This window comes from Roseobacter phycocola (assembly GCF_042055075.2).
Classification (GTDB): Bacteria; Pseudomonadota; Alphaproteobacteria; order Rhodobacterales; family Rhodobacteraceae; genus Roseobacter.
Map to the genome: position 1 here is coordinate 2,873,388 of NZ_CP194010.1, position 22,799 is coordinate 2,896,186.

General features: G+C 58.1%; 19 protein-coding genes and 2 pseudogenes. 11 read left to right on the forward strand and 10 right to left on the reverse strand.

The annotated features are described in order from the left end of the window. Positions 1-4: 4 nt before the first annotated feature. Positions 5-898, forward strand: coding sequence for a TIM barrel protein (locus AB4K19_RS14135; RefSeq protein ID WP_375228956.1), 894 nt, complete (start codon positions 5-7; stop codon positions 896-898). 12 nt (positions 899-910) lie between these two features. Further along, positions 911-2,044 carry a Gfo/Idh/MocA family protein gene (locus AB4K19_RS14140; RefSeq protein ID WP_375228957.1) on the forward strand — a complete coding sequence of 378 codons (1,134 nt, stop codon included), beginning with the start codon at positions 911-913 and terminating at the stop codon, positions 2,042-2,044. A 5-nt stretch (positions 2,045-2,049) separates the two neighbouring features. Here the strand turns inward: AB4K19_RS14140 and AB4K19_RS14145 are convergent, their stop codons facing one another. Then, complete coding sequence (locus AB4K19_RS14145; protein WP_375228958.1) at positions 2,050-3,048, reverse strand: LacI family DNA-binding transcriptional regulator; 999 nt, start codon at positions 3,046-3,048, stop codon at positions 2,050-2,052. Positions 3,049-3,228: 180 nt separating this feature from the next. Between AB4K19_RS14145 and AB4K19_RS14150 the strand changes: the two genes are divergently transcribed. From AB4K19_RS14150 to AB4K19_RS14160, 3 genes are all read left to right on the forward strand, one after another. Continuing rightward, positions 3,229-4,179: a sugar ABC transporter substrate-binding protein gene (locus AB4K19_RS14150; RefSeq protein ID WP_375228959.1), complete on the forward strand. Its 951-nt coding sequence runs from the start codon at positions 3,229-3,231 to the stop codon at positions 4,177-4,179. A gap of 77 nt (positions 4,180-4,256) precedes the next feature. Then, positions 4,257-5,369 carry an ABC transporter permease gene (locus tag AB4K19_RS14155; RefSeq protein WP_375228960.1) on the forward strand — a complete coding sequence of 371 codons (1,113 nt, stop codon included), beginning with the start codon at positions 4,257-4,259 and terminating at the stop codon, positions 5,367-5,369. A 1-nt stretch (position 5,370) separates the two neighbouring features. After that, complete coding sequence (locus AB4K19_RS14160) at positions 5,371-6,150, forward strand: ATP-binding cassette domain-containing protein (protein WP_436398093.1); 780 nt, start codon at positions 5,371-5,373, stop codon at positions 6,148-6,150. Positions 6,151-6,166: 16 nt separating this feature from the next. Here the strand turns inward: AB4K19_RS14160 and AB4K19_RS14165 are convergent. The 4 genes and pseudogenes from AB4K19_RS14165 to AB4K19_RS14180 form a co-directional block, all read right to left on the reverse strand. Then, positions 6,167-6,835, reverse strand: a pseudogene (locus AB4K19_RS14165) (phytanoyl-CoA dioxygenase family protein); the annotation flags it as partial. 40 nt (positions 6,836-6,875) lie between these two features. Further along, positions 6,876-8,429, reverse strand: a complete 1,554-nt coding sequence (locus tag AB4K19_RS14170; protein WP_436398096.1) for a trimethylamine methyltransferase family protein — start codon at positions 8,427-8,429, stop codon at positions 6,876-6,878. Between the two features lie 103 nt (positions 8,430-8,532). Then, complete coding sequence (locus AB4K19_RS14175) at positions 8,533-9,168, reverse strand: TetR/AcrR family transcriptional regulator (protein WP_436398097.1); 636 nt, start codon at positions 9,166-9,168, stop codon at positions 8,533-8,535. A 140-nt stretch (positions 9,169-9,308) separates the two neighbouring features. Next, positions 9,309-10,651 (reverse strand): annotated as a pseudogene (locus AB4K19_RS14180) (IS3 family transposase). A 90-nt stretch (positions 10,652-10,741) separates the two neighbouring features. On the opposite strand from AB4K19_RS14180, the gene AB4K19_RS14185 reads away from it, so the two are divergent. The 5 genes from AB4K19_RS14185 to AB4K19_RS14205 all read left to right on the forward strand — a co-directional run bounded on the left by AB4K19_RS14185 (position 10,742) and on the right by AB4K19_RS14205 (position 14,848). Continuing rightward, complete coding sequence (locus AB4K19_RS14185; protein WP_375228963.1) at positions 10,742-11,359, forward strand: glycine cleavage T C-terminal barrel domain-containing protein; 618 nt, start codon at positions 10,742-10,744, stop codon at positions 11,357-11,359. Continuing rightward, entirely contained in the window at positions 11,352-11,891 is a 540-nt protein-coding gene (locus AB4K19_RS14190; protein WP_375228964.1) for a hypothetical protein, read from the forward strand. Before AB4K19_RS14185 ends, AB4K19_RS14190 begins: the two co-directional genes overlap by 8 nt. A 352-nt stretch (positions 11,892-12,243) precedes the next feature. Beyond that, positions 12,244-13,701 carry a pilus assembly protein TadG-related protein gene (locus AB4K19_RS14195; protein ID WP_375228965.1) on the forward strand — a complete coding sequence of 486 codons (1,458 nt, stop codon included), beginning with the start codon at positions 12,244-12,246 and terminating at the stop codon, positions 13,699-13,701. Next, a complete protein-coding gene (locus AB4K19_RS14200) occupies positions 13,698-14,243 on the forward strand; it encodes a TadE/TadG family type IV pilus assembly protein (RefSeq protein WP_375228966.1) in 546 nt (181 codons plus the stop codon). Before AB4K19_RS14195 ends, AB4K19_RS14200 begins: the two co-directional genes overlap by 4 nt. Further along, positions 14,240-14,848, forward strand: a complete 609-nt coding sequence (locus tag AB4K19_RS14205; RefSeq protein WP_375228967.1) for a TadE/TadG family type IV pilus assembly protein — start codon at positions 14,240-14,242, stop codon at positions 14,846-14,848. The genes AB4K19_RS14200 and AB4K19_RS14205 overlap by 4 nt, the downstream gene beginning before the upstream one ends. A 50-nt stretch (positions 14,849-14,898) precedes the next feature. Here the strand turns inward: AB4K19_RS14205 and AB4K19_RS14210 are convergent, their stop codons facing one another. From AB4K19_RS14210 to AB4K19_RS14225, 4 genes are all read right to left on the reverse strand, one after another. Beyond that, positions 14,899-17,235, reverse strand: coding sequence for a DUF1989 domain-containing protein (locus AB4K19_RS14210; RefSeq protein ID WP_436398101.1), 2,337 nt, complete (start codon positions 17,233-17,235; stop codon positions 14,899-14,901). 105 nt (positions 17,236-17,340) lie between these two features. Then, positions 17,341-17,757: a very short patch repair endonuclease gene (locus AB4K19_RS14215; RefSeq protein WP_436398103.1), complete on the reverse strand. Its 417-nt coding sequence runs from the start codon at positions 17,755-17,757 to the stop codon at positions 17,341-17,343. 44 nt (positions 17,758-17,801) lie between these two features. Further along, a complete protein-coding gene (gene dcm, locus AB4K19_RS14220; RefSeq protein WP_375228971.1) occupies positions 17,802-18,842 on the reverse strand; it encodes a DNA (cytosine-5-)-methyltransferase in 1,041 nt (346 codons plus the stop codon). An 87-nt stretch (positions 18,843-18,929) separates the two neighbouring features. Beyond that, positions 18,930-19,859, reverse strand: coding sequence for a LysR family transcriptional regulator (locus AB4K19_RS14225; protein WP_375228972.1), 930 nt, complete (start codon positions 19,857-19,859; stop codon positions 18,930-18,932). Positions 19,860-20,040: 181 nt separating this feature from the next. Here AB4K19_RS14225 and AB4K19_RS14230 point away from each other — a divergent pair, with 181 nt between their 5' ends. After that, positions 20,041-21,714 carry a BCCT family transporter gene (locus AB4K19_RS14230; protein WP_375228973.1) on the forward strand — a complete coding sequence of 558 codons (1,674 nt, stop codon included), beginning with the start codon at positions 20,041-20,043 and terminating at the stop codon, positions 21,712-21,714. Positions 21,715-21,785: 71 nt separating this feature from the next. Here the strand turns inward: AB4K19_RS14230 and AB4K19_RS14235 are convergent, their stop codons facing one another. Next, positions 21,786-22,793, reverse strand: a complete 1,008-nt coding sequence (locus AB4K19_RS14235) for a LacI family DNA-binding transcriptional regulator (protein ID WP_375228974.1) — start codon at positions 22,791-22,793, stop codon at positions 21,786-21,788. Between the last annotated feature and the right edge of the window lie 6 nt (positions 22,794-22,799).

The following is a 22,799-nucleotide window of genomic DNA, read 5'->3' on the forward strand; positions in this document are numbered from 1 at the left end:
AGACATGACAATCCGTATTGGCAATGCGCCCTGCTCATGGGGCGTGGAATTTGCGGATGATCCGCGTAATCCGACCTGGCGGTCCGTGCTCAAAGACTGCGCGGACGCCGGGTACAAGGGGATCGAACTTGGCCCGGTAGGCTTCATGCCCGAAGATCCAGCCGTGCTGCGCGATGCGCTGGCCGAGAACGATCTTGAGCTGATCGGCGGCGTGGTGTTCCGCCCGTTTCACGATGCGGCAGCCTGGGATGATGTGATTGATGGTTCAGTGCGGACCTGTAAGGCGCTCGTGGCTCATGGGGCGAAGCACCTTGTTCTGATCGATTCCATTTCCGAGCGCCGCGCCCCCACAGCCGGCCGCGCAGCCGAAGCAGAGCAGATGGATGCCGCCGAATGGGCTGCGTACCGCGACCGCATTGCAACCGTGGCCCGAATGGGCGCCGAGGAATACGGGCTGACCGTAGGCATCCACGCTCACGCCGCTGGCTTCATGGACTTTGAGCCGGAACTGGAAAGACTGCTGGACGAAGTGGACGAGAGCATTCTGAAAATCTGCTTTGACACCGGTCATCACTCCTATGCCGGGTTCGACCCCGTCGCCTTTATGAAACGTCACATTGCTCGGATATCCTACATGCATTTCAAGGATATTGACCCGGCAGTGAAGGCGGACGTTATTGCGAAACGCACTGGTTTTTATGACGCCTGTGGCCAAGGCATTTTCTGCAACCTCGGCCAGGGCGATGTTGACTTCACTGCGGTACGCCAGACCCTGCTGGACGCAGGCTTTGAAGGCTGGTGCACAGTCGAACAGGACTGTGACCCGACGCTCGATCCCGACCCGGTTGGAGATGCGCGTGCAAACCGTGAATACCTTGAATCTATTGGCTTTAACTGAAGGATACTTCAGATGACAAAACTGAACTGGGGTATGATCGGTGGCGGCGAAGGCAGCCAGATCGGACCGGCGCACCGCCTCGGCGCACAGGCAGATGGAAACTTTGTTCTCGCCGCCGGCGCGCTGGACGTGGACGCAGAAAAAGGACGTGCTTATGCACAGAGCCTTGGCGTGGCCCCTGACCGCGCCTACGCCAACTGGCAGGAGATGCTCGCCGGCGAAAAGGACCGCGCAGACCGTGTGGACCTGGTGACCGTTGCAACACCGAACTCCACGCATTTTGAGATCACCAAAGCGTTCCTCGAAGCGGGTTTTAACGTACTGTGCGAAAAGCCGATGACGATGACGGTGGAGGAAGGCGAGGAAATCGTGCGCGTGGCCGAAGCCTCGGGCAAGATATGCGCCGTGAATTACTGTTATTCGGCTTATCCGATGGTGCGCGAGATGCGGCAAATGGTGGCCAGCGGGGACATCGGCAAAGTCCGTCTGGTTGTGACAAATTTCAGCCACGGTCACCACGGCGACGCCACCGACGCGGACAATCCCCGTGTGCGCTGGCGCTATGATCCGGCGATGGCCGGTGTGTCGGGACAGTTTGCCGACTGTGGTATCCATGCCCTGCATATGGCCGGGTTCATCGCGGGAGATGAAGTCACGGCAGTCTCCGCCGATTTCGCGTCCACCATTCCGTCACGTACACTGGAGGACGACGCCATGGTCAACTTCCGGATGTCCGGCGGGACGGTTGGCCGTCTCTGGACATCGTCCGTGGCGATCGGCCGTCAGCACGGCTTCGACATTCAGGTTTTCGGAGAAACAGGCGGTTTGCGGTGGGCATCCGAACAGCCAAACCAGGTGTTCTACACACCTGTCGGAGGGCGCACGCAGATCATGGAGAAGGGCGAGGGCAGCCTGTCGGACGAAGCAGGTCGGTTGTCCCGTGTGGCCATAGCCCACCCTGAAGGGTTCCCGCTTGCCGTGGCGAATATCTACGTCGATCTGGCCGCCGCGATCCGTGGGGAAACCCGCAGCGCCCTGCCTTCGGCCTCCGATGGCCTGCGTTCTATGGCGGCGGTTTACGCAGCTGTGGAATCAGCCGGGGCAGGCGGCACGTGGGTCGACGCGCGGCCACCTATGTTTCGGTAAGGCGTTCAGTCAGCGGGGCGCAGCGTGCCCCGCTCAACAATCGAACAGGGAAAGATCCGTGCCTCAGGGTAGCGGTCCGGCTCGTCGAGCATGGCCACCATCAGCTCGATAGATGAGTTTACGATCTGGCGGATCGGCTGGTGGATGGTCGTGAGGTTTATGTTCTGCCACCCCGCCATTTCCATATCGTTCAGCCCGATCAGCCCGATATCGTCCGGCACTGACAGACCGCTGTCTGTGATCGCGGACAGCACACCGATCGACAGAACATCGTCTCCGCAGAAATAGGCTTCCGCCGGTTTCCGGCTGAGCAGCCGCAACATTTCCGCACGGCCCGCGTTGAATGAATATGCCTCAGCAAAACTGTGCGACAGAGTGAGGCCCGGGTGCTTTTCAAGCTCTCCCATAAATCCCGCGAAACGGTCCTGCGTCGATGTTGCATCTTCGGGTCCGCCCAGAAACCCGATGCGCCGGTATCCGCGCGCAATCAGGGTTCGCGCAGCCATACGGCCACATTCGACATTGTCGATGCCAACCACATGCACCTCAGGCGTCGTCGTGTGTCGTCCGAAACTGTGCACCACCGGAACCCGCGCGTCCCGGAATGCCTTGGCAAACTCCGGCGACAGGGTTGATGACGCCACCACAGCGCCGTCCACCGAATACTGACGCAGCATCCGGACCGAGGCCTCCGGATCCGTTTCATCAGACAGGTTCACAAGAAGCGGTCGCAGACCACGGTCCTGCAGCCCGCGCGTGAACAGATCAAAGACCTGCAGAAAAATCGGGTTATGAAAGTTATTCGACACCAGACCTATCAGCTTTGTGCGCCCGGTTGTCAGAGAAGACGCCAGCGCATTCGGACTGTACCCCAGATCACGGGCAGCCTTTTCAACTTTGCGGCGCATCTTTTCCGAGACCGAAGCACCATCGGTAAAGGTTCGCGAAACAGCCGACCGGGAAACTCCCGCTCGTTCAGCAACTTCTTTCAGCGTAATGGCCATAAATCAGTATTTTCCGGACCCGTCAGGTCAGTCTTTGAGCATCAGTTTGACCAACTATGAAATCTGCAGTCGGTTTTTGCAACCGGTTGCAAACTAAATTCGACTGTGCTTAAGTCGATTCACAGAGGTGGCACAGGCCACTCTTTTGCCATGAAAACGGTAAATCCCGGGAGGAAAAACATGACAACATTGATGAAGAAGCTGGTGCTTGCGACAGCCATCGTTGCCGCACCTTTCATGACGGCGCAGACTGCTGCGGCCGAAGGTGAAAAGTACATTCTGGTCAGCCACGCGCCTGACAGCGACACGTGGTGGAACACCATCAAGAATGGTATCGCCCTTGCAGGCGAACAGGTTGGTGCCGACGTTGAGTACCGCAACCCGCCGACCGGTGACATCGCGGACATGGCCCGCATCATCGAGCAGGCCGCTGCTTCCGGCCCCGATGGCATCATCACAACACTGGCCGACTTTGACGTGCTGAAAGGCCCGATCCAGAACGCTGTCGATCAGGGCATCGATGTGATCATCATGAACACAGGTACGCCAGAGCAGGCCCGTGAAATCGGTGCTCTGATGTACGTCGGTCAACCGGAGTATGACGCGGGCTTTGCGGCCGGTGTGCGAGCCAAAGGCGAAGGCGTGACCAACTTCCTCTGCGTGAACCACGCGATCCAGCAGCCCACAGTGGGCGAACGCTGCCGCGGCTACGCGGATGGCCTGGGTATCGACCTTGGCGACGCAATGATGGACAGCGGCACCGACCCGTCGGAGATCAAGAACAAGGTTCTGGCCTATCTTTCCGCGAACCCTGACGTTGACGGTATCCTGACACTGGGCCCGGTTTCCGCCGACCCGACCATCGCGGCGCTGCAGGAAAACGGCATGGCCGGTGATATCCACTTCGGCACCTTTGACCTCGGCGAAGAAATCGTCAAAGGCATCAAGGACGGCACCATCAACTGGGGTATCGACCAGCAGCCTTTCCTGCAGGCGTATATGCCCGTTGTGATCCTGGCAAACTGGGACCGCTATGGCGTCCTGCCGGGCAACAACATCAACTCCGGCCCTGGCTTTGTGACCAAAGACGGCCTGACCAAAGTTGAAGAGTTCGCCGGCGAATACCGCTGATATCCGGACTTACGGGGCGGCCTTCTGAACAGGAGGGCCGCCCTTTTTTTCTCATTCTGCAAGCCGGGGGACACGCAATGGCAGAATCTACTGATACAGACGAGCGAATAAAGGACATATCTCCCTTGCGGCAGGCCCTGATCCGGCCCGAACTGGGCGGTATCGTCGGCACAGTCGCCGTTTTCACGCTTTTTGCCCTGTTCGCTTTTGACAGCGGTATGTTCAACAGTCAGGGGGTTCTGAACTGGACCATCGTTTCCGCCCAGTTCATGATCATCGCCGTGGGCGCCTGCCTGTTGATGATCTCAGGTGAATTTGATCTCAGCGTTGGATCCATGATCGGCTTCGCCGGCATGATGATCGCCGTTTTCGGTGTTGTTCTGGCATGGCCCATGTGGATGGCCATCATCATCACGTTCGTTATCTGCAGCGCGCTAGGTGCGCTGAACGGCTGGATCGTGGTCCGCACGGGACTGCCGAGCTTTATCGTGACGCTGGCGTTCCTTTTCATTCTGCGCGGCTTCACGATTTACATTCCCCAGACGGTCGAGCGCAAAACGATTATTGGCGGCATCCGGGATGCTGCCGAAGGTGACTGGCTTGCTCCGGTCTTTGGCGGGAAAATCGGTCAGCCTCTGTTTCAGTGGCTTGGCGACATGGGCATTATCGGTGTTTTTGAGCGCGGGTCGCGCGCCGGACAACCGGTTGTCGATGGCATTCCGATGCTGATAGTATGGGCCATCATCCTCATCGTATTTGGCCACGTCCTGCTGACGAAAACCCGCTTCGGGAACTGGATCTTTGCGTCCGGCGGCGATGCCGAAGCCGCACGCAATTCAGGTGTACCTGTGAACAAGGTCAAAATCCTGATGTTCATGTTCACAGCCTTCTGCGCCACCGTCTTCGCGGTCTGCCAGGTCATGGAGTTCGGCTCCGCCGGTGCCGACCGCGGCCTCCTAAAGGAGTTTGAGGCGATCATCGCAGTGGTCATCGGCGGCGCACTGCTGACCGGCGGGTATGGCTCTGTCATCGGTGCCGCGCTCGGCGCTTTGATTTTCGGTGTCGTTCAGCAGGGACTTTTCTTTGCCGGAGTGGAAAGCTCGCTGTTCCGGGTTTTCCTCGGGGTCATCCTGCTCTTTGCGGTGATTCTGAACACCTACATCCGCCGCATCATCACGGGGGAGCGCTGATATGTCAGATCCGATCATTCAGATGAAAGGCATCCAGAAGCATTTCGGCAGTGTTATTGCTCTAGCCGGTGTGTCGGTGGATGTGTTCCCGGCCGAATGTCACTGCCTGCTGGGCGACAACGGCGCGGGGAAGTCGACCTTCATCAAAACGATGTCCGGTGTGCACAAGCCCACGAGCGGCGAGATCATCTTTGAGGGCAAACCGCTCGACTTCGCCGATCCACGGGATGCGATCTCGGCCGGTATCGCGACTGTGCACCAGCACCTGGCGATGATCCCGCTGATGTCCGTGAGCCGCAATTTCTTCATGGGCAATGAACCCCTGAAGAAAGTGGCTGGGCTGAGCTTTTTTGACCATGACTATGCCAATCGCATCACCATGGAAGAAATGCGCAAAATGGGTATCAACCTGCGCGGCCCGGATCAGGCCGTGGGCACATTGTCCGGCGGGGAACGTCAGACCGTTGCCATTGCCCGGGCGGTTCATTTCGGTGCCAAAGTGCTGATCCTCGACGAGCCGACATCGGCTCTGGGTGTCCGGCAGACATCCAATGTGCTGGCCACGATCGACAAGGTCCGCAAGCAGGGCATCGCCGTCGTTTTCATCACGCACAATGTACGTCACGCCATGGCCGTGGGCGACCGTTTCACGGTGCTCAATCGCGGCCAGACCCTGGGAACTGCTGTAAGGGGTGAAATCACACCCGAGGAGCTTCAGGACATGATGGCGGGCGGCCAAGAAATGGCAACGCTCGAAGGCAGTCTGGGCGGCACAGTCTGAAAAAATACCCGTCGCCTCATGGGAGGCGGCGGGCATCCATCTGCGTGAGACCAGACGTAAAGTCTTCCGCCGACATCCCTTTTTCCAGAGCTTCATGAAAATACGCCTGCTGCGTCTGTTGAGCGAGGCCGCCGACGGGTGGGTCAAGGTCGAGGTTCGTGGGAAATGAATACCCTTCGGCAGTTGCCGCGATCACTGCGCTGACTTCTGCAGCGGTCAACCGGCCAGCATCGGCCGCAGCCCGGACCAACGGATAAAGAGCATTACACATAGCAGTCCGGTCGAGCGTCTCCATCGCGCGCCCGAATGGTGAAGAAATCTGCAGCAGGTTAGCGAGGCGCTGGATATCGGCTGACGTATTGGCACCCGCCGCATGGAACAGCGCAGGACTGAAAAACACAGCGTCACCTTTTGCCAGCGGTAACTGAACGTAGTTTTCCTCGAAAAACGCGCGGAAATCATCCCGGCGCCAGGCAGCATACCCGGGCAGATACGCCTGCGAATAGGGCAGCAGTTTTGTTGACCCGCTTTCTATCGGCATATCGGTATGTGCAACTGCCCCCTGCAGGGTAAGAACCGGCGACAGCGCATGTACATGCGCGGGAAACGCAGCGCTGATGTCGGCAGTCTGCCTCCGAATAAAACCCAGCGCGCTGGTCAGATTGATTTTCATGGCGTTTCCTCCCGCGCGGGAAGGCTGTGGAGTGCAAACTGTAAGTACCTCGTCAGTCCAATGGCGGGGCACCACCATTGCGGATTGCGCTCTCAATCCAGGGCGCCAGACGCTCAGCTGCTTCTGCCGCGCCTGGAGGTTGTTCAAAGTTTGCCAGTTTGTCTTTCCAGACATCTGTTGCACGATCTGCAGAAGTGCGCGCCCCGGCCTCAGACCACGTACCGAAATTATTGAGGTCGGCAACAATGCTCTCGTAAAATTCCGTGTTATAGCGCGCCATTGTGTGATCGGTCGCAAAGAAGTGCCCGCCAGGCTGGACGTCCTGCAGTGCGTCAAAGCCGATCTCTTCGGCATCTGCCCGCGGGCGCGTGGATAGTTCAGCGAAAACCTGCAGCGCTTCAATGTCATTGATGAACTTCTCGTAGCCAAAGGTGAGCCCCCCCTCCAGCCAGCCAGCCGAATGCACAATCAGCGTTCCATGAGCCAGCGATCCGCCCCATAGCCCCATGACTGTCTCCATGCTCGACTGCATATCCGCGACGTTGGAGGCCGAACCCGACGCTGTGCGCCAGGGCAGTCCGATCAGCCGCGCCAGTTGCCCGCCTCCGATCTGCATCTTGATATGTTCCGGTGTACCGAAGGCCGGCGCTCCGGATTTCATGTGAACGTTCGAGCTGAACCCACCGTAGCTGACCGGCGCACCCGGTCGCGCCAACTGTGCAAGCGTGATCCCGAAAAGGGCCTCCGCATGCTGCAGCGTCAGCGCACCGGCGGGTGTGACAGGCGCCATCGCGCCGGCGAGACAGAACGGCGTTATTACTGACATCTGACCGGCGCGGGCGAAGTCTATAATTCCCTGGGCCATCGGGTTGTCGAGCATGCGCGGCGAGTTTGTATTGATGATCGTTGTCACCCAGACGCCGTCTTCAAAGTCGTCGCCCGACAGACCCAGTGCGGTCTGTGTCATTTCGAACCCCTGCTCCACCTGCGCCCTGCCGCGCGAAAACAGAAAGAGCGGCTTATCCCCGAATTCCATCTGCGCGCGCATCGTCTGGTAATGCCTGAGGTGTACCGGCACATCCTGCGGCTCCGTCAAAGGCCCAAATGTATGCATAATATCATAGCTCTGGCAGAGTTTTACCGCTTCTTCAAAATCCTGAAGAGTGCCAGGCCTGCGCCCGCGTTCCGCATCATTCGCATTCGGGCAGCCCACGCCCGGCATAAAGATCATCGCGCCCTGCTCATAGGTCTGTTCCCGGGACGGGTTCGCAGCGCGCAGCCGGATGGAGGACGGGGCAGTGGCCAGTGCGGCCTCGACGACATCACGCCCCACAAAAACCATATCGTCATCATCAACTCGGGCACCGGCAGTCGCGAAAATCGTACGGGCCTCGGGCAACAGGACACGGAGCCCCAGCTCTTCGAGCACGCGCAGAGCCGTCTCGTGAATTGCCTCCACTTCGTCGCCCGAAAAGACGTTCTGCGCAGGAAAGGGATGCATCAGCTGCCTGTAGTCTGGTTTGCGCAAAACTGCCGCGCCGGTTTCCCTGTTCCGGCGTCTCCGCCCCCGTGCGGGCCTTGAGGAAGATGTAGATGTCGGTGTCATACAAAGCTCTCCGGCGCGTCGTCGATAACGCTGCCGGACGCTCACACGAATGCCAGTAACTGTCTACACAAAAAGTACATATGTGTATTTTATTGAGCGATGGTCAGGTTGTGGCACGAACCTGGTTCAGCCTTTCCACGTCAGCATCGGCGGGTTCTTTGCCCGACAGACAATAGAGGTAATGCGCGGCACGGCTGATCCTGGTGTCCCAATCCTCTTTCTGATCCAGCGCATCATAACCGATCTGCGTAAAATACAGGATACGGGCGCGCACTTCGCTTTCGCCGTCCGCATATCCATACCGCCGGAACATATCTGTCAGCGCATCAAGGCGCTGATTGTCCGACTTATCCAGCAGCGCACGCACCGAACCGGATCTTCTGGCCCAGTCGCGAACCGCAAAATCGAGCCGCGTGTCAAAACTTCCCTTACTGATCCAGGAGGCGAAAAAGTTCACGATGGCACCGTTTATCGTATCTGCGGGCGCTTCGGCCGCATCAACGATCACCTGGGTATTTGTGCTGCGCCAGTGTTCCAGCAGGTCGTCCAGCAGATCGGCGCGGCTGTCAAAGTGCCAGTAGAAGCTAGACCGCGACGTGTCCATTTTGGCGGACAGAACCAGCACTTTCACATTTTCCTCCCCTTCCGAGATGAGAGTATCGAGTGCGATTTTTATCCAGTCAGCCTTAGTGTGACGCTTGGGTCCGCGTCCGCGACCGCTTTTCTTTTTTTCTGCCATGCTGTGTCCCGGCGCTTGTTTCGCTGATTTACGTACAATAGTGTACTTTCTGCAATCCTGCAGCTATGTCTGTCGTCAGGGTTTTTGGAACCAATTTCGGCCTAAACTAAGCGAGAGCTTGGCTCATCTTTTTGGTTTGATTATGCGGCGTGTTTGCGGTGATGCAAGCGACGCTCTTCTAGCGTCTTCTGTTTCATCCTTTCTCGTTGTTGTAGAATGGCTTTGTCCCGTCTGAAGCAGACGTCGGCGGGTGTGACATTGATGATGCTCTCGTGACAACGCTGGTGATTATAGTGATCGACAAAGGCCGTGATCTGCGCCTCGAGATCGCCAGGCAAGAAGTAGTTTTCCGGCAAGATGCGGTTCTTGAGGGTCTGATGCCAGCGTTCGATCTTGCCCTGGGTCTGCGGATGGTACGGCGCACCGCGCGAGTGTTTCATGCCTTTGTGCCGCAACCACTCTGCCAGATCCCCTGAGACATAACTGGAGCCGTTGTCGCTAAGAAGACGCGGCTTATGAACGACGTGGATTTGATCACCGCCAGACGCCTGTAGCGCCAATTCCAGTGTGTCCGTTACATCTTCTGCCCGCATGGTCGTGCAAAGCTTCCAGGAGACGATGTAGCGACTGTAATCATCGAGAACCGTGCTGAGATAGAACCAGCCCCAGCCCAGAACCTTGATGTAGGTGAAGTCTGCCTGCCAAAGCTGGTTGATACCAGTCGTCTTGTGCTGGAACTCATCGGCAGCCTTCAGGACGATGAACGCCGGGCTGGTGATCAGATCATGCGCCTTGAGCGTGCGATAGACTGTGGATCCGGACACAAAATAGCGCTTCTGATCGGTGAAGGTCACAGCCAGTTCGCGTGGTGATAGCTCCGTTTCCTTCAACGCAAGATCCGCAACCTTACGCTTCACTTCGGTGGGCACCCGGTTCCAGACGTGCTTTGGCTTGGGAGATTGATCTTGCAACCCAGCCTCACCTCGCTGCAGATATCGGTCGTACCAGCGGTAAAATGTGGTGCGGGAAATACCCAGCTTGGCCAGTGTCTGGCGTGCTGATAGATGGCTTTCCTCAACCAGGCGAATGATCTCTAGCTTCTCAGATGCAGTATACCTCATTCGTGGTCGCCCCCATCCTCGAGCAAGCTTTTTTTGAGAAGACGCAGCTCAAGTGTCTGCTCAGCGACGACTTATTTGAGGTCTTTTGCCTCGCGGCGCAGCTCCTTGACCTCATCACTATTTGCAGCCCGCGCTGTGTCCCCGGCCAGACGCTTCTTCCCAGCCTCCATGAAGTCCTTGGACCATTTGTAATACAGACCCTGGGATATGCCCTCGCGGCGGCACAACTCTGTAATGCTATCCTCGCCACGCAACCCATCCAGCACGATCCGGATCTTCTCCTCGCTGGAATACTGCTTGCGTGTAGCCCGCTTGATATCTTTGACGATCTTCTCGCCGGGGCTCTTCGTTGTCTTTCTCATCGTCCACTCCTCAGTGATTACGATGAGCAACAAACACTCTCTTAGCAAATGATCCTATTTGGACCCATAAGTGCTGACCTCAGACAGGATATGACCTGGCGGCCCGGTCTTTTCGACGGCAGACCACTGCGGATCGCACGTGTCAGTTTCACCGGTGACCTCAGCTTCGAACTGTCGGTCGACCGCAGCGTCGGTGACATCCTGTTACATGAACTTCTGAGCGCTGGTGACACCCTGGGCGCCAGGTTGATCGGAGTTGAAGCACTCTCGGCGCTGTGCATGGAGAAAGGGTATATCATGACCGGCAAAGACACGGATGGTGAAACCATGCCGCACGACCTGGGTTTTTCCGGGCCGCGCACGCGCAAAAAAGCAGCCTTTGTCGGCGACCGCAGCCTGCGCAGCGCTCTGGCGGAATCCCCGGATCGCAAACAACTGACCGGCCTTCAGGTGCCGGAGGGCGCGCTGCCGCTGCCGGTCGGCGCCCATATTGTCGAGTACCGCGAAGGCAGGCGGTTTTCAGTCGGCTACGTGACATCGTCCACCTTCAGTCCCGCCCTGGGCAGGCCAGTCGCGCTTGGGTTGGTTGAGGCAGCTGCCTCCCGTACCGGGCAGATGCTGGCCGCCTGGCATATGGGCGAAGAGGTCCCGGTCATGCTGGCACCACCCACAGCCTTTGATCCGGAAGGGAGCCGGTTGGATGCGTAACGACACCGCGAACTGGAAAAAGCCGGCAGACACCCTGCAGCAGTTGAAAACGGGTTCACTGCATGTCCGCGAAGTGATGGGCATCCGGCAGACCATGGTCAGTGCACCAGCGCCACAAAAAGAAGCGCTTTCCGGAGGCCTGCCACTCATTGGCTGGCCTGAAATCGCGCCCGAGACGGATTACGCTCTTTCACTGCGGCGGGACCGCGTTCTGCGCATCGGCGGCCCGGTGCTGCAGGACGGCTGGAACAATGATGCCCGGCTGGCAGCGTCTGATATGACAACGGGTCTTACCGTTTTCGACATCAGCGGCGCAGATGCACTCGCACTTCTCAAACGCGGAGCCGCACTCGATGTTCGTAACAGTTCCGCCTCATGTGCATGGTTGTTTGCAGGTTTCCATATCCTGATCTGCCAATACCAGACTACGGGAACCTTCCGCGTTCATGTCGCCAGAGGTCTGTCACACGCCTTCTTTGAAACGTTGTCTGCTTTTGCAGACCAGTTATCTGACGCACCCGCTCCAGCCTGATGACCTGGCACGGGCGTGAACAAGCGGTTTCGTTAAGCCAGATCTGCGATTCTCTGCAAACTTTATCATTCGCCGCAAAATTGCCTCAATCAGAAATCTCCGGTCAGCCGAGGCCGCGAGTCGCGTTTCCCGCCAGCAAACAATGCCCTTCAAAAGCGCAAAAACCGGCGCGGTACCGCAACAGTTTCTGGTTAAAAGTGTATAAAATCATAACCATCAGGCTGAGGTAGCAATCCGCGATGGCCTCACTTTCAACAACTTTCCCGCTTACCGTTCCAACAACTGACCATCGCGGGGGCGATAGTGAAAGTGAGTTAGAGTAATGCTGCGTGCGTGCCTGAATAGTACTAGAATGAACCGGCGGAAAGCTGTTGCCAGGGTCTCTGACTTCCGCAAGGAAGAAGAAGGTACGGTGACAATTTTCGCCGCCTTCATGATCATCATGATGCTCATGGTCTGCGGTATCGCCGTTGACCTGATGCAGAACGAGATGGAGCGTACACGTGTGCAGAACACGCTGGACCGTGCGATCCTCGCGGCATCTGACCTCGATCAGCCACTTCCGGCAGATCAGGTTGTGGACGACTATTTTGCCAAAGCGGGCATGACCGAATTCCTCGATGACGTGCAGATCACACCCGGTGCGCACCTGCCTGTAACCAACTACCGGATCGTCGCCGCAACAGCGCGAACGCGCACGCCTTCTACATACATGTCGATTACCGGCGTCAATTCGCTGCCGGTATACACGTCCGGTATGGCTGAAGAAATCATTGAGAAAACAGAGATTTCCCTGGTTCTCGACATTTCGGGCTCTATGCGGTTTGACGACCGTATCAGCCGTCTGCGCGTTGCCGCGAATGAATTCCTGGAATCGGTTCTCGACGGACAGGCTGGTACAACCACCTCTATCAATATCGTGCCCTACGCCGGGCAAACCAACCCGGGACCCATTGTCTTTAACCGCGCCGGCGGCAGAAAGTTTGCTGAAACCATCACAGTAGACGGCGAAGAACAGCCCTATGGCGGCGACGTGACCAACGAGTATGTGGATGAAGATGGTGACACTCAGACTGAGACGACGTACGTGCCATACCGCGACAGGTCGGCTTGTCTTGAGCTGGGCTCCAGCGATTTCAACAACATCAATCTGCCGTCAGGTGGGTATGATCAGACCCCGCACTTCATGAACTGGGCAATTGATAACCCGACGATGGACTGGGGCTGGTGCCCGCTGAATAACACGTCCATCCAATATGCGCAGAACAATCTGGGCGAACTGAAAAAGTTCATCAATGAGATGCGCCTGCATGACGGTACGGGCACGCACTACGGTATGAAGTATGGCGTGGCGCTGCTGAACCCGACGTCGAATTCCACGATCCGCGCACTGGAAACAGCTGGTCATGTGCCGCCGCAGTTTGCTGACCGCCCGGCACCGTTCACCGATACGGATACGCGCAAGTTCGTCGTTCTGATGACTGACGGCAAGATCACGGATCAGCTGCGTCCGAAAGACGACAACCATCCGCTGAACCCGACAAAAGAACTGAATGCGCGGAAATCCGATCGCGAGAGGATCTCCACTACCAGCAACAACGTCACCAGCTTTTACTCAATGTGTGACAAAGCGAAAGCGGAGGGCATTGTCATCTATACGATCGCGTTTGAAGCCCCCAGCGCAGGCGTAACTCAGATGCGCAACTGTGCCACTGAGGCATCCTATGCCTACACCGCACAGGGCGTTGAGATCAGAACGGTTTTCAAGGCGATCGCGCGGCAGATCAACGAACTGAGGCTGACACAATGATTTCGAGAACTCTGAATTTTCTGCGGTTCTTCCGCAAGAACGAAGACGGACAGATCGCGATCGAATTCGTGCTTCTGGTACCTATCCTGTTCACCGCGTTCATGTCTTCTGTTGAGCTCGGCATCTATTCCATGCGGCAGATGTGGCTTGACCGGGGGCTGGACATCGCGGTGCGCCAGGTTCGCGTGAATACTCAGGCTATCCCGTCACATGACGCGCTCAAAATCGTTATCTGTGAGAACGCCGGATTTATTCCTGACTGCACGGACAGCCTGAAACTGGAAATGATCGTTGTCGACCCGCGCGCTTATGTCGGCCTCGACAATACCGTTGACTGCGTAGACCGGTCGCTGCCGATCACCAGTCAGGATCCGCCAAATTACCAGACGGGTGAAGAACACGACCTCATGCTGCTGCGTGCCTGCGTCAAGTTCAATCCGATCTTCCCGACCACAGGTCTTGGGTTCCACTTTGGCAAAGACGGCGCCGGACAGGCATCCATGACGGCAACCTCGGCCTTCGTACAGGAGCCAGGCACATGATGACCCGTTTAAACTCAATCCGTCTGATGCTGAACCGCTTCCGCCGGTCCGAAGACGGTAACGTCGCCATCGAAGCGATGATCATCCTTCCGCTCGTTTTCTGGGCGTATCTCGGAATGTTCTCGATATTCGATACTTACCGGCAATACACGAACAACCAAAAAGCAACCTATACGATTTCAGATATGATTTCGCGTCAGGTTTCGCCGCTGGATGACACTTTCATCGATGGCGCGCGCAGCCTGTTCGACGAGCTGACGAGAACCATCACTGAGTCGTTTCTGCGGATTTCCGTTGTCCAGTATGATACGGCATCCGGTAGCTACCAGGTGGTTTGGTCACGGGTGCGCGGGAGCGCTTTCAACAGCCTCACCAACGCCGATATCTCGGGTTGGCACGACAGACTGCCCGTGATGCCGGACGACGACCAGATCATTGTCGTCGAAACACGTACACGACACGACCCCGTGTTTGATCTGGGCCTTTCAACCCGGAACATCGACAACTTTGTCTTCACACGGCCCAGATACGCAAAGCAGCTTTGCTATGCTACGACCTGCGCAATCGTTACCCCGACGGTGGTAACACCGACAGAGATTGACTGAAGACGGGCCGCCTCCCGGTGGCCTGTTCCATTTGTCACCGGGTCCGGCCGTCAGGCGCGGGCCCGTTTTCGTGTCGGATCGACGAATGGAATGTCTGACACCGTAACCTCAAGACGTTTCATATGTCCGTCCATCATGCCGACGTGCAGTTTCGTGCCGGTTGCCGCGTGCTCAACGGAAAGACGCGCCATCGCCACGGCGGACTGAAGTGCGGGTGATCTGGTTGCAGATGTCACCACACCGACCTGCCGTTCGCCCCTGAGAACGGGGCACCCGTGTGCGGGAACATCATCGCAATCAAAGATCAGTCCGCGCAGGACCCGGCGCGGGTCTTGGCTGTTGCGCTCAAGAGCCGCCCGCCCCGAAAAATCAGATTTACGCAGATCCACCGCAAACCCGAGGCCCGCCTCGAAAGCATCAATGCCCGGCGCAAACTCAGCGCCTGCCGCTGCAAGACCGGCTTCTATTCGGATAATCTCCAGTGCCGCCGACCCCATTGGTCTGAGACCGAATTCTTCGCCCGCTTCTGTCAGCGCGTCCCAGATCGTCAGGGCATCCGCTTCCGCACAGAAAATCTCATACCCCAGCTCTCCAGTATACCCCGACCGAGTCAGCATAAAGGGAGCGCCTTCCCGGTCCTTCAGACGCGCTACCGTCGCCCCAAACCATTTTACATGCTCAAGGGCCGGCACATGCGGCTGTGTAAAGACAAGTTTGCTGAGCAGATCGCGTGACCGCGGTCCCTGAAGCGCGAGATTGGGCAGGGAATTTCTCAGATCGTGCACCCGGACCTGCAGCCCGCCTTCTTCAGCCATCCGGCTGAGCCACCGCCCACTTTCTTCTGATCCACAGCACCAGCGAAAGAGTTGCGGGGCCATCCGGAAAAGTGTTCCGTCATCAATCACTTCGCCGCTTTCGTCGCACAACAGGCTGTAAGTCCCGCGCCAGACAGCCAGCCGGTTCACATCTCGCGTCATCGCCTGCTGCAACAGACGTTCCGCATCCGGCCCAATGATATCAAACTTCCGCAACCCGCTCATATCCTGGAGCGTTACAGCCTCGCGGCACGCCCAGTATTCACCGGTTGTCCCATGTGCCGGGAAACTGACAGGCGTCCAGAGATCGCGGGCAGGTGCGAAGTGATCCGTCTGCGGTGCCAGTCTGGGGTGAAATGCGGATTCGTGACTGATCAGCATCGGGGCGTCCTCTTTTGGCCGATAGGCAACGGCGCGCTGAATCCTTGTCTGCGGCCGGTAGATGCGCACATGCACATCTGTGGGGTTCCAGCCGTTGATCGGATCAATGTCATCCGGGCAGGCTGTGGATACGCAGATAAGATCATCCAGCGCGGCCATGGCCACATAATCGCCGGGCCGCGAGTAGCTTTCGGCGGTCATCAGATGGTGGTGCGGATCCACCCAGGTGTTCCAGAAAAAGTTGATGGCGGGCCAGGCCGGTCGGCGGCCGACACCAAAGCCGGCGAGCGCATCAGAGATATTGTCCGAACAGTTCACATGACCCGGGAAGCCGCGTTCCTCGTAGCCACGTGCGGTGCACGCCAGCCCGAACGTATCATGCCGGCCGCAGGTGTCCTGGATCACCTGAAGCATGGGCACCATGTCCTGGTCAAAGAACTTGTCAGACAGACCTGGCCCCGGAAAAGCACGGCGCACCATACTGCGTGTGGCGGTCGCATCGATCATCAGTTCGGTCTGGCGATCCAGCCCAGCTTTGCGGAAGGCCTGAAAGTCTGAACACTGCTGGCCTTCGACGTCGATGATCTGGAGCACCTCCCCGCGGCGAAGCTCATAGCTCATGGCGCTGGCCCGCGGCACGGTGAATTCTTCCCGGATGTCTCCGAGCGGTTCGGGCAACAGCGGCCCGGTGTTGCCGGCACGCAGATGAGACACGGTAACGGTGCCACCGCTCCCCTGCTCAATGAGCTGGCGTGCAGGCGCGCCACGGATTGCCCAGACGGTACACGTCGCGCGGGCTTTCAGAACAACCGGCTCCTCGGACCAGGCAATGTCGGTGCAGTTGATGCTGCCGCTCACCGCACCGCCCATGCGCTCCGTCCATCCTACCAGTGGCGCAGATGCAAAGTCGCTCAGGCCAATGCTGTCATTGCCTGACAGGCCGAGAAGCCCCCCCGCGTCGCCGCCCTTCTGGTCGAACACGGCCACTGAAAGCCGGTCACCGGGCGCAAGGCTGATGCTCAGCAGGTCACCGGGCCCGACATCAAATCTGTGCAGGTCCCGCGGGCCGATCAGTATGGTGTGGAGGTTTTCCGGTGCGTTAAATCCGGGGAACCGGCGGGCACCAGAGTGCTGGCCGATGTTCGAGAACGCATGAATAGTATTCTGACCGCTCACGATCACTCTCTCCATGGACCGTCCGAAGCGGCCGTCCTCATCGTTCCTGCAAGTGGATTCTTATGTCAACTGCCGTAACGACATGTGAACGCAAAACACCGTGAAAGCATCGCGGGCGGTTCAGCTGCTGCCACGTATTTCCAGTATTCTGGCGTCAGAGCGCAGCCACTGTTCCAAGCGTTCCGGCACAACACCCTCCGGCAGACGCAGACGCCCTTTGAGCGCGCATTCCCAGACCGTAGCCACGCGCCAGCCTGCGTCCAGAAGCGCTGCGGTCTGTTGCGCGTCGCGATCCCGGTTCCGACCAATTTTCTCCCGCCAGAATTCCGGGCGCGTGGCCGGCCAACTGAACAATGCACAGTCATGCCCGTGCCAGAAACAACCATGCACAAAAACTACAGCACCATAGCGTCGCAGAACAATGTCAGGACGTCCCGGCAATGACCTGACGTGCAGCCGGTACCGGAAACCCGCCGCATGCAGGCCCCGTCGGACAGCCATTTCGGGTTTTGTGTTTTCAGCGCGGATACGCGACATGTTCCGGCTGCGCACAGCAGGGGAATGCACGTCTGCCATCTGCCTCAGCTTTCGGCCATCGCCCCGGCCATACACCGCATGATATGCGGATGCATCAGGCGGGCAACGTCGGCAAACACCGGAACGGCGACCGAGTTTCCGAACTGGCGGTAGGCCTGCGTGTCAGAAACGGGAATACGGAAATCATCCGGATACCCCATGAGCCGCGCACACTCGCGCGGCGTCAGCCGCCGCGGGTTTTGCCCCCCACCCTGCTGCACTAGGATTTCCGAGCCGTCTTTGTAGTACCGCGCGGACAGGGTACGCGCTATGTCGTCCGGCCCCACCAGGCCAAAACCAAATCCGTTTCCGGCGGCACGGTGCCGGGCTGCATAGGCCTGAAGGTAAGACCAAAGTTTGTCCGACAAGGTGTATTTTGCAGCAACGGTTGCGGCAGCTCCCTCGGTGAATGGCGGTTCAGCAGCTTCTGTCCCGTCACCGCTATGCAGGACCGAGCGCATTTTGGCACGCCCCTTTTCCGGCAGATGCATGTCCGCGAAATCAAACCCGGTGTCATGACGAAATCCAACGATTACAATGCGCTCCCGGTGCTGCGGCAGGTAGTGCGCCGCATCAATAACCCGCGTGTGCAGAGAATATCCAAGCTCTTCGCTGAGCTTCCGGCGGATGACACCGAATGTCCGCCCGCCATCGTGACTGGTGAGGTTCTTGACGTTCTCAAGCAGAAAACCCGCCGGCCGGTGAAATTTCAGGATACGCAGGACATCGAAGAAAAGCGTGCCCTGCGTCTCATCATCAAAACCGTGAGCCCGGCCCAAAGCGTTCTTTTTGGACACACCGGCAATGGAGAAGGGCTGGCACGGAAAACCGGCCACCAGAACATCGTGCGCCGGAATATCAGCAGCATCTACCGCTGTAATATCGCCTGCCAGTGGTCGGTTGTCGCGGTAATTTGCACTGTAGGTCTTTTGCGCAAACCGGTCCCATTCGGATGTGAAGACACACCGCCCGCCAACACATTCCATGGCGCGACGCAGCCCACCGATACCCGCGAAGAGATCAATAAATTCAAATGTATCGCTCACAAGTCCCCACAGTCACCGCCACCCCCGGGCCAGCAGTCCCGGCATTATGCCAGGTCGCGTCAGCATGCCAAGGGCCAAGTTCAAACACTATTGCCGGTTTTCCGCATGCGCCCGTCTGAGGCACCGTAGGAACTCTTTGGTTTTCCGGTCCGGTTCCGGTTGGCGCCGTGTGATCGCTGCGAACCGGCTGACATAGGCCGAGTGCCGCGCCGCGATCGGCCGCACACTGTTACTGGCCATGAATGTCGCGGCAACATGATCGGCAAGATACCCAAGATAACACCCCGACTGAATCAGAAGAGCGAGTGCCTCTTCTTCCTGAACCCGTGCCGCACGGCGCAGACCCAGTTTCTGGCCTGCAATCATATTTGGTGAATTGAAACCGAACCCCGCGTACTTCCAGCTGCTCAGTTCCGGAAGCGCATCCGGATCGGATGGCGCGTCAAACAAGGGATGCCCCCGGCCACAATAAAGCGTCATATGTTCGTCATAGAGCGGCTCATAGCTCAGCGACCCGGACTGGCGGTGGATCGGAACAACCGCCACATCCAGTGATCCGTCGACAACCTGAGCCTCCAGCACATTCGGTGCATGCAGCGCAATTTCCAGCGTGACCCCCGGTGCGGACTGGTCAAACCGGCGAATGGCATCGTCCAGATGCGCCTCGGGATTGGTTGTGGACTGATCGAAAATGCCCAGACGCAGCGTCCCGGTCAGGGTCTGGTGTATCTCGTCCACTTCGGCCTGAAACCCATCCAAAGAACCCAGCAACCGGCGCGCAGATGCCAGAACCTTCTCTCCCTCGACCGTCAGCGAGAACCCGGATGGGCCACGATTGCACAGACGCAATCCCAGCCGCTGCTCCAGATCAGCGATGTGACGCGAGATCGTTGAGCGGCCGATATTCAGCTCCAGTTCAGACGCAGCAAAGCCGCCACATTCAGTGACCGCCACAAAAATGCGTATCAACCGGATGTCGACATCACTCAGCCGTTTCAGCAGTGCACGTTTTGCCAAACCAAGGTTTCCGTTTTCTGCAACTATACCGGCTAAAGTTTCCCCTTATCAAACGAGAATAAAGGTATAGGCTGCCTGTGAGGAGTTCCAGGGACCTACGCTCCCGGACATGCTCAAAAAACAAGCTCTGTGCGGGCAGAACAGCCGCAAAATCAGCAGAGAAGCCAACAAGGAGACTGTAATGGCAATTGAACCGCCACTTATGGATCTGCCGATCAAAACCGCCGATCAGGGGTTTTATCGGGGGTTCAGCGTAAACGTAACCGTCGTAAGTAAAATCATCATCAGTGTTCTGGTGGTCTGGTGCATTGTCTGGCCCACACAGGCCGGCAGGGTCCTTGGCGACTGGAACACGGCGATCCTCGCCCAGTTCGCTGCCTGGTACATCTGGGTTGTGACAGCCTTTGTGATTGTCTGCATCGGGCTGGCGCTCTGGCCGACGGCAGGCAGACTCAATCTTGGAGTTGAAGGCGAGAAGCCCGAGTTCTCGAATTTTTCATGGTTTTCCATGATGTTCGGCGCCGGTATCGGCGTTGGCATGCTGACCTGGGCCGTGGCAGAACCTGTCGCCCACTTCAAAAACAACCCATCGGTTATTCAGGGACTGACCACAGCGCTTGACGCCGACAATGTGCGGACGGCCTATGTCTGGTCATACCTGCACTGGGGGCTTGGGGCGTGGGCCTGCTATGCCGTCGCGGGGCTCGCGCTCGCGTTCTTCAGTTACAGACGAGGTCTGCCTCTGACGATCCGGTCATCGCTGACACCGCTCTTTGGCAAATCCCTTTCGGGTACAGTCGGACACATCATTGATATCGTGGCCGTTGTTGCGACCATTCTTGGTGTGGCGCAAACCCTTGGGTTCGGCGTTGAGCAGTTTGTTGCGGGTCTGACACGGATTGGCTTCAGCGGTCTGGCACTCGAAGACGGTTCTGCAACGACACTTGGTATTGTTGTGGCGCTCGCGGTCATCATGGGTGCGTCCACACTGTCGGCGCTGTCTGGTGTCGGCAAGGGCATCAAATGGCTGTCTAACATCAACATGGTTCTGTCGATCTTCCTGCTGGGATTCTTCATCATCTTTGGGGCAACCTGGTTCGGAGCATCAGCATTCTTCATCGGCATCTGGGACTATCTGGTCGCCCTGCCGTGGCTGAGCTTCAACGTGTACGCCTCTGACGGTGTCGAAGGATCCGAAGCCTTCCTGCTCACACAGTGGCAGGGCTGGTGGCCGGTCTTTTACTGGGCCTGGTGGATTGCATTTGCTCCTTTCGTAGGACTGTTCCTTGCACGTATTTCGCGGGGCCGCAGCATCCGTGAATTCGTGCTGGGTGCTATGATCGTGCCGTCACTGATGTGCTTTGTCTGGTTTGCATGGGCCGGTGGCACAGCGATCGATCTGGAGCTGAACGGCGACGCCAACGGACTGATCCTTGACGCCGCCAACGGTGACAAGATCTTTGCGATGACCGAATTCATGCTCGCACCGATTGCCGAATTCCTGGCATGGGGCATGGCGGTAATCATCGTGGTCCTGCTGATGACGTTCCTTGTCACATCCGCTGACTCCGCGGTGCTGATCGTGAACACCATCAATGCTGCAGGCGATGAAGGCCCGAAGGCACGTCCGCACATCCTGTTCTGGGGTGGCGCGCTGGCTCTTGTGGTCGGTGGCCTGCTGATCTCCGGTGGCACCGGTGCTATCCAGACAGCGATGGTTATCGGCGCTCTGCCGTTCTCCATTGTGATGGCGCTGATGTGTATCGCTCTGATCAAGGCGATCTGGAACGATGGTCGCCGCGAGGCCGCCGGCGTTCAGACAACCAACGAAGAGCTTGCTTCGCCAGCTGAGTAAGCTGACGACCAATACAATAGTACAAAAGGCCCGGAGTTTCCTCCGGGTCTTTTTTCATTCAATGGATGAACTCAGGAAGTGCCGCCCTGCCGGAGCTGATAACCGGTTTCGATTTTCAGAGGACTGTCGCCGGCTTCACCTGCCAGAACACGACTGATCGTATTGCCTGCCGCCACACCAATATCAAAGGCAAAAACATCAACGGTTGTGAGCGCGGGATAAGCCACGGCGGCAATCTCGAACGCCCCAAAACCGGTAATCGCCAGGTCATCAGGCACCACTACACCGCGGCGCTGGCAGGCCGATAATGCACCGAATGCCACGGTATCCGAGACACAGATCAGCGCGTCATAGTCCGCAATGCGCGCGCCCAGAGCGTCCACGGCGCGCGCACCTTCGGTCATTGAAACAGGCGCCGGGCCGATGCTGATCACATCCACCGGACCGAGACCTTGCCTGTCGGCAGCCTCGCTGACGCCCCGGCAACGCTCGGCCCCGCGACGGTCACTGTCACCCTCGGCCCCGAGAAACGCGAACCGGCGGCGCCCGGAAGCAGCCAGCTGATCAACAACCCCCGCCATGACATCCGCATTGGAAAACCCGACCGTATGCCCGATCGGATCAGCCGGCAGATCCCACATCTCGACTACAGGAATGTCACGGGCACTCAGCAGTTCGCGGGTACCCTGCGAGTGGTTCCCGCCTGTCAGGATGAGTGCTTCAGGTTTGCGTTCCAGCAGCTGACGGACAATACGTTCTTCTTCTTCGACCGAATAATTGGTGCTGCCCAACAGCACCTGCAGCCCCGTCTGCGCCAGCGTTTCGGTCAGTCCACGGTGGGTTGCCGCGAAGTTGGCATTGTCGATGGAAGGCAGCGTAACGGCAACAAACCCACTTTTTTGCGCGCGAAAGGCCTGAGCCGTTGTGTCATAGACATACCCCAGCCGGCTGGCGGCGGCCCGGATCGTGTCGCGGGTCCGCTGGCTGACCGTTCCGTCACCGCGCAGCGCGCGAGACACGGTCATAGGCGAAACACCTACTTCGCGCGCGACGTCGCGCATGGTGACACGCGATGTCATCTGCAC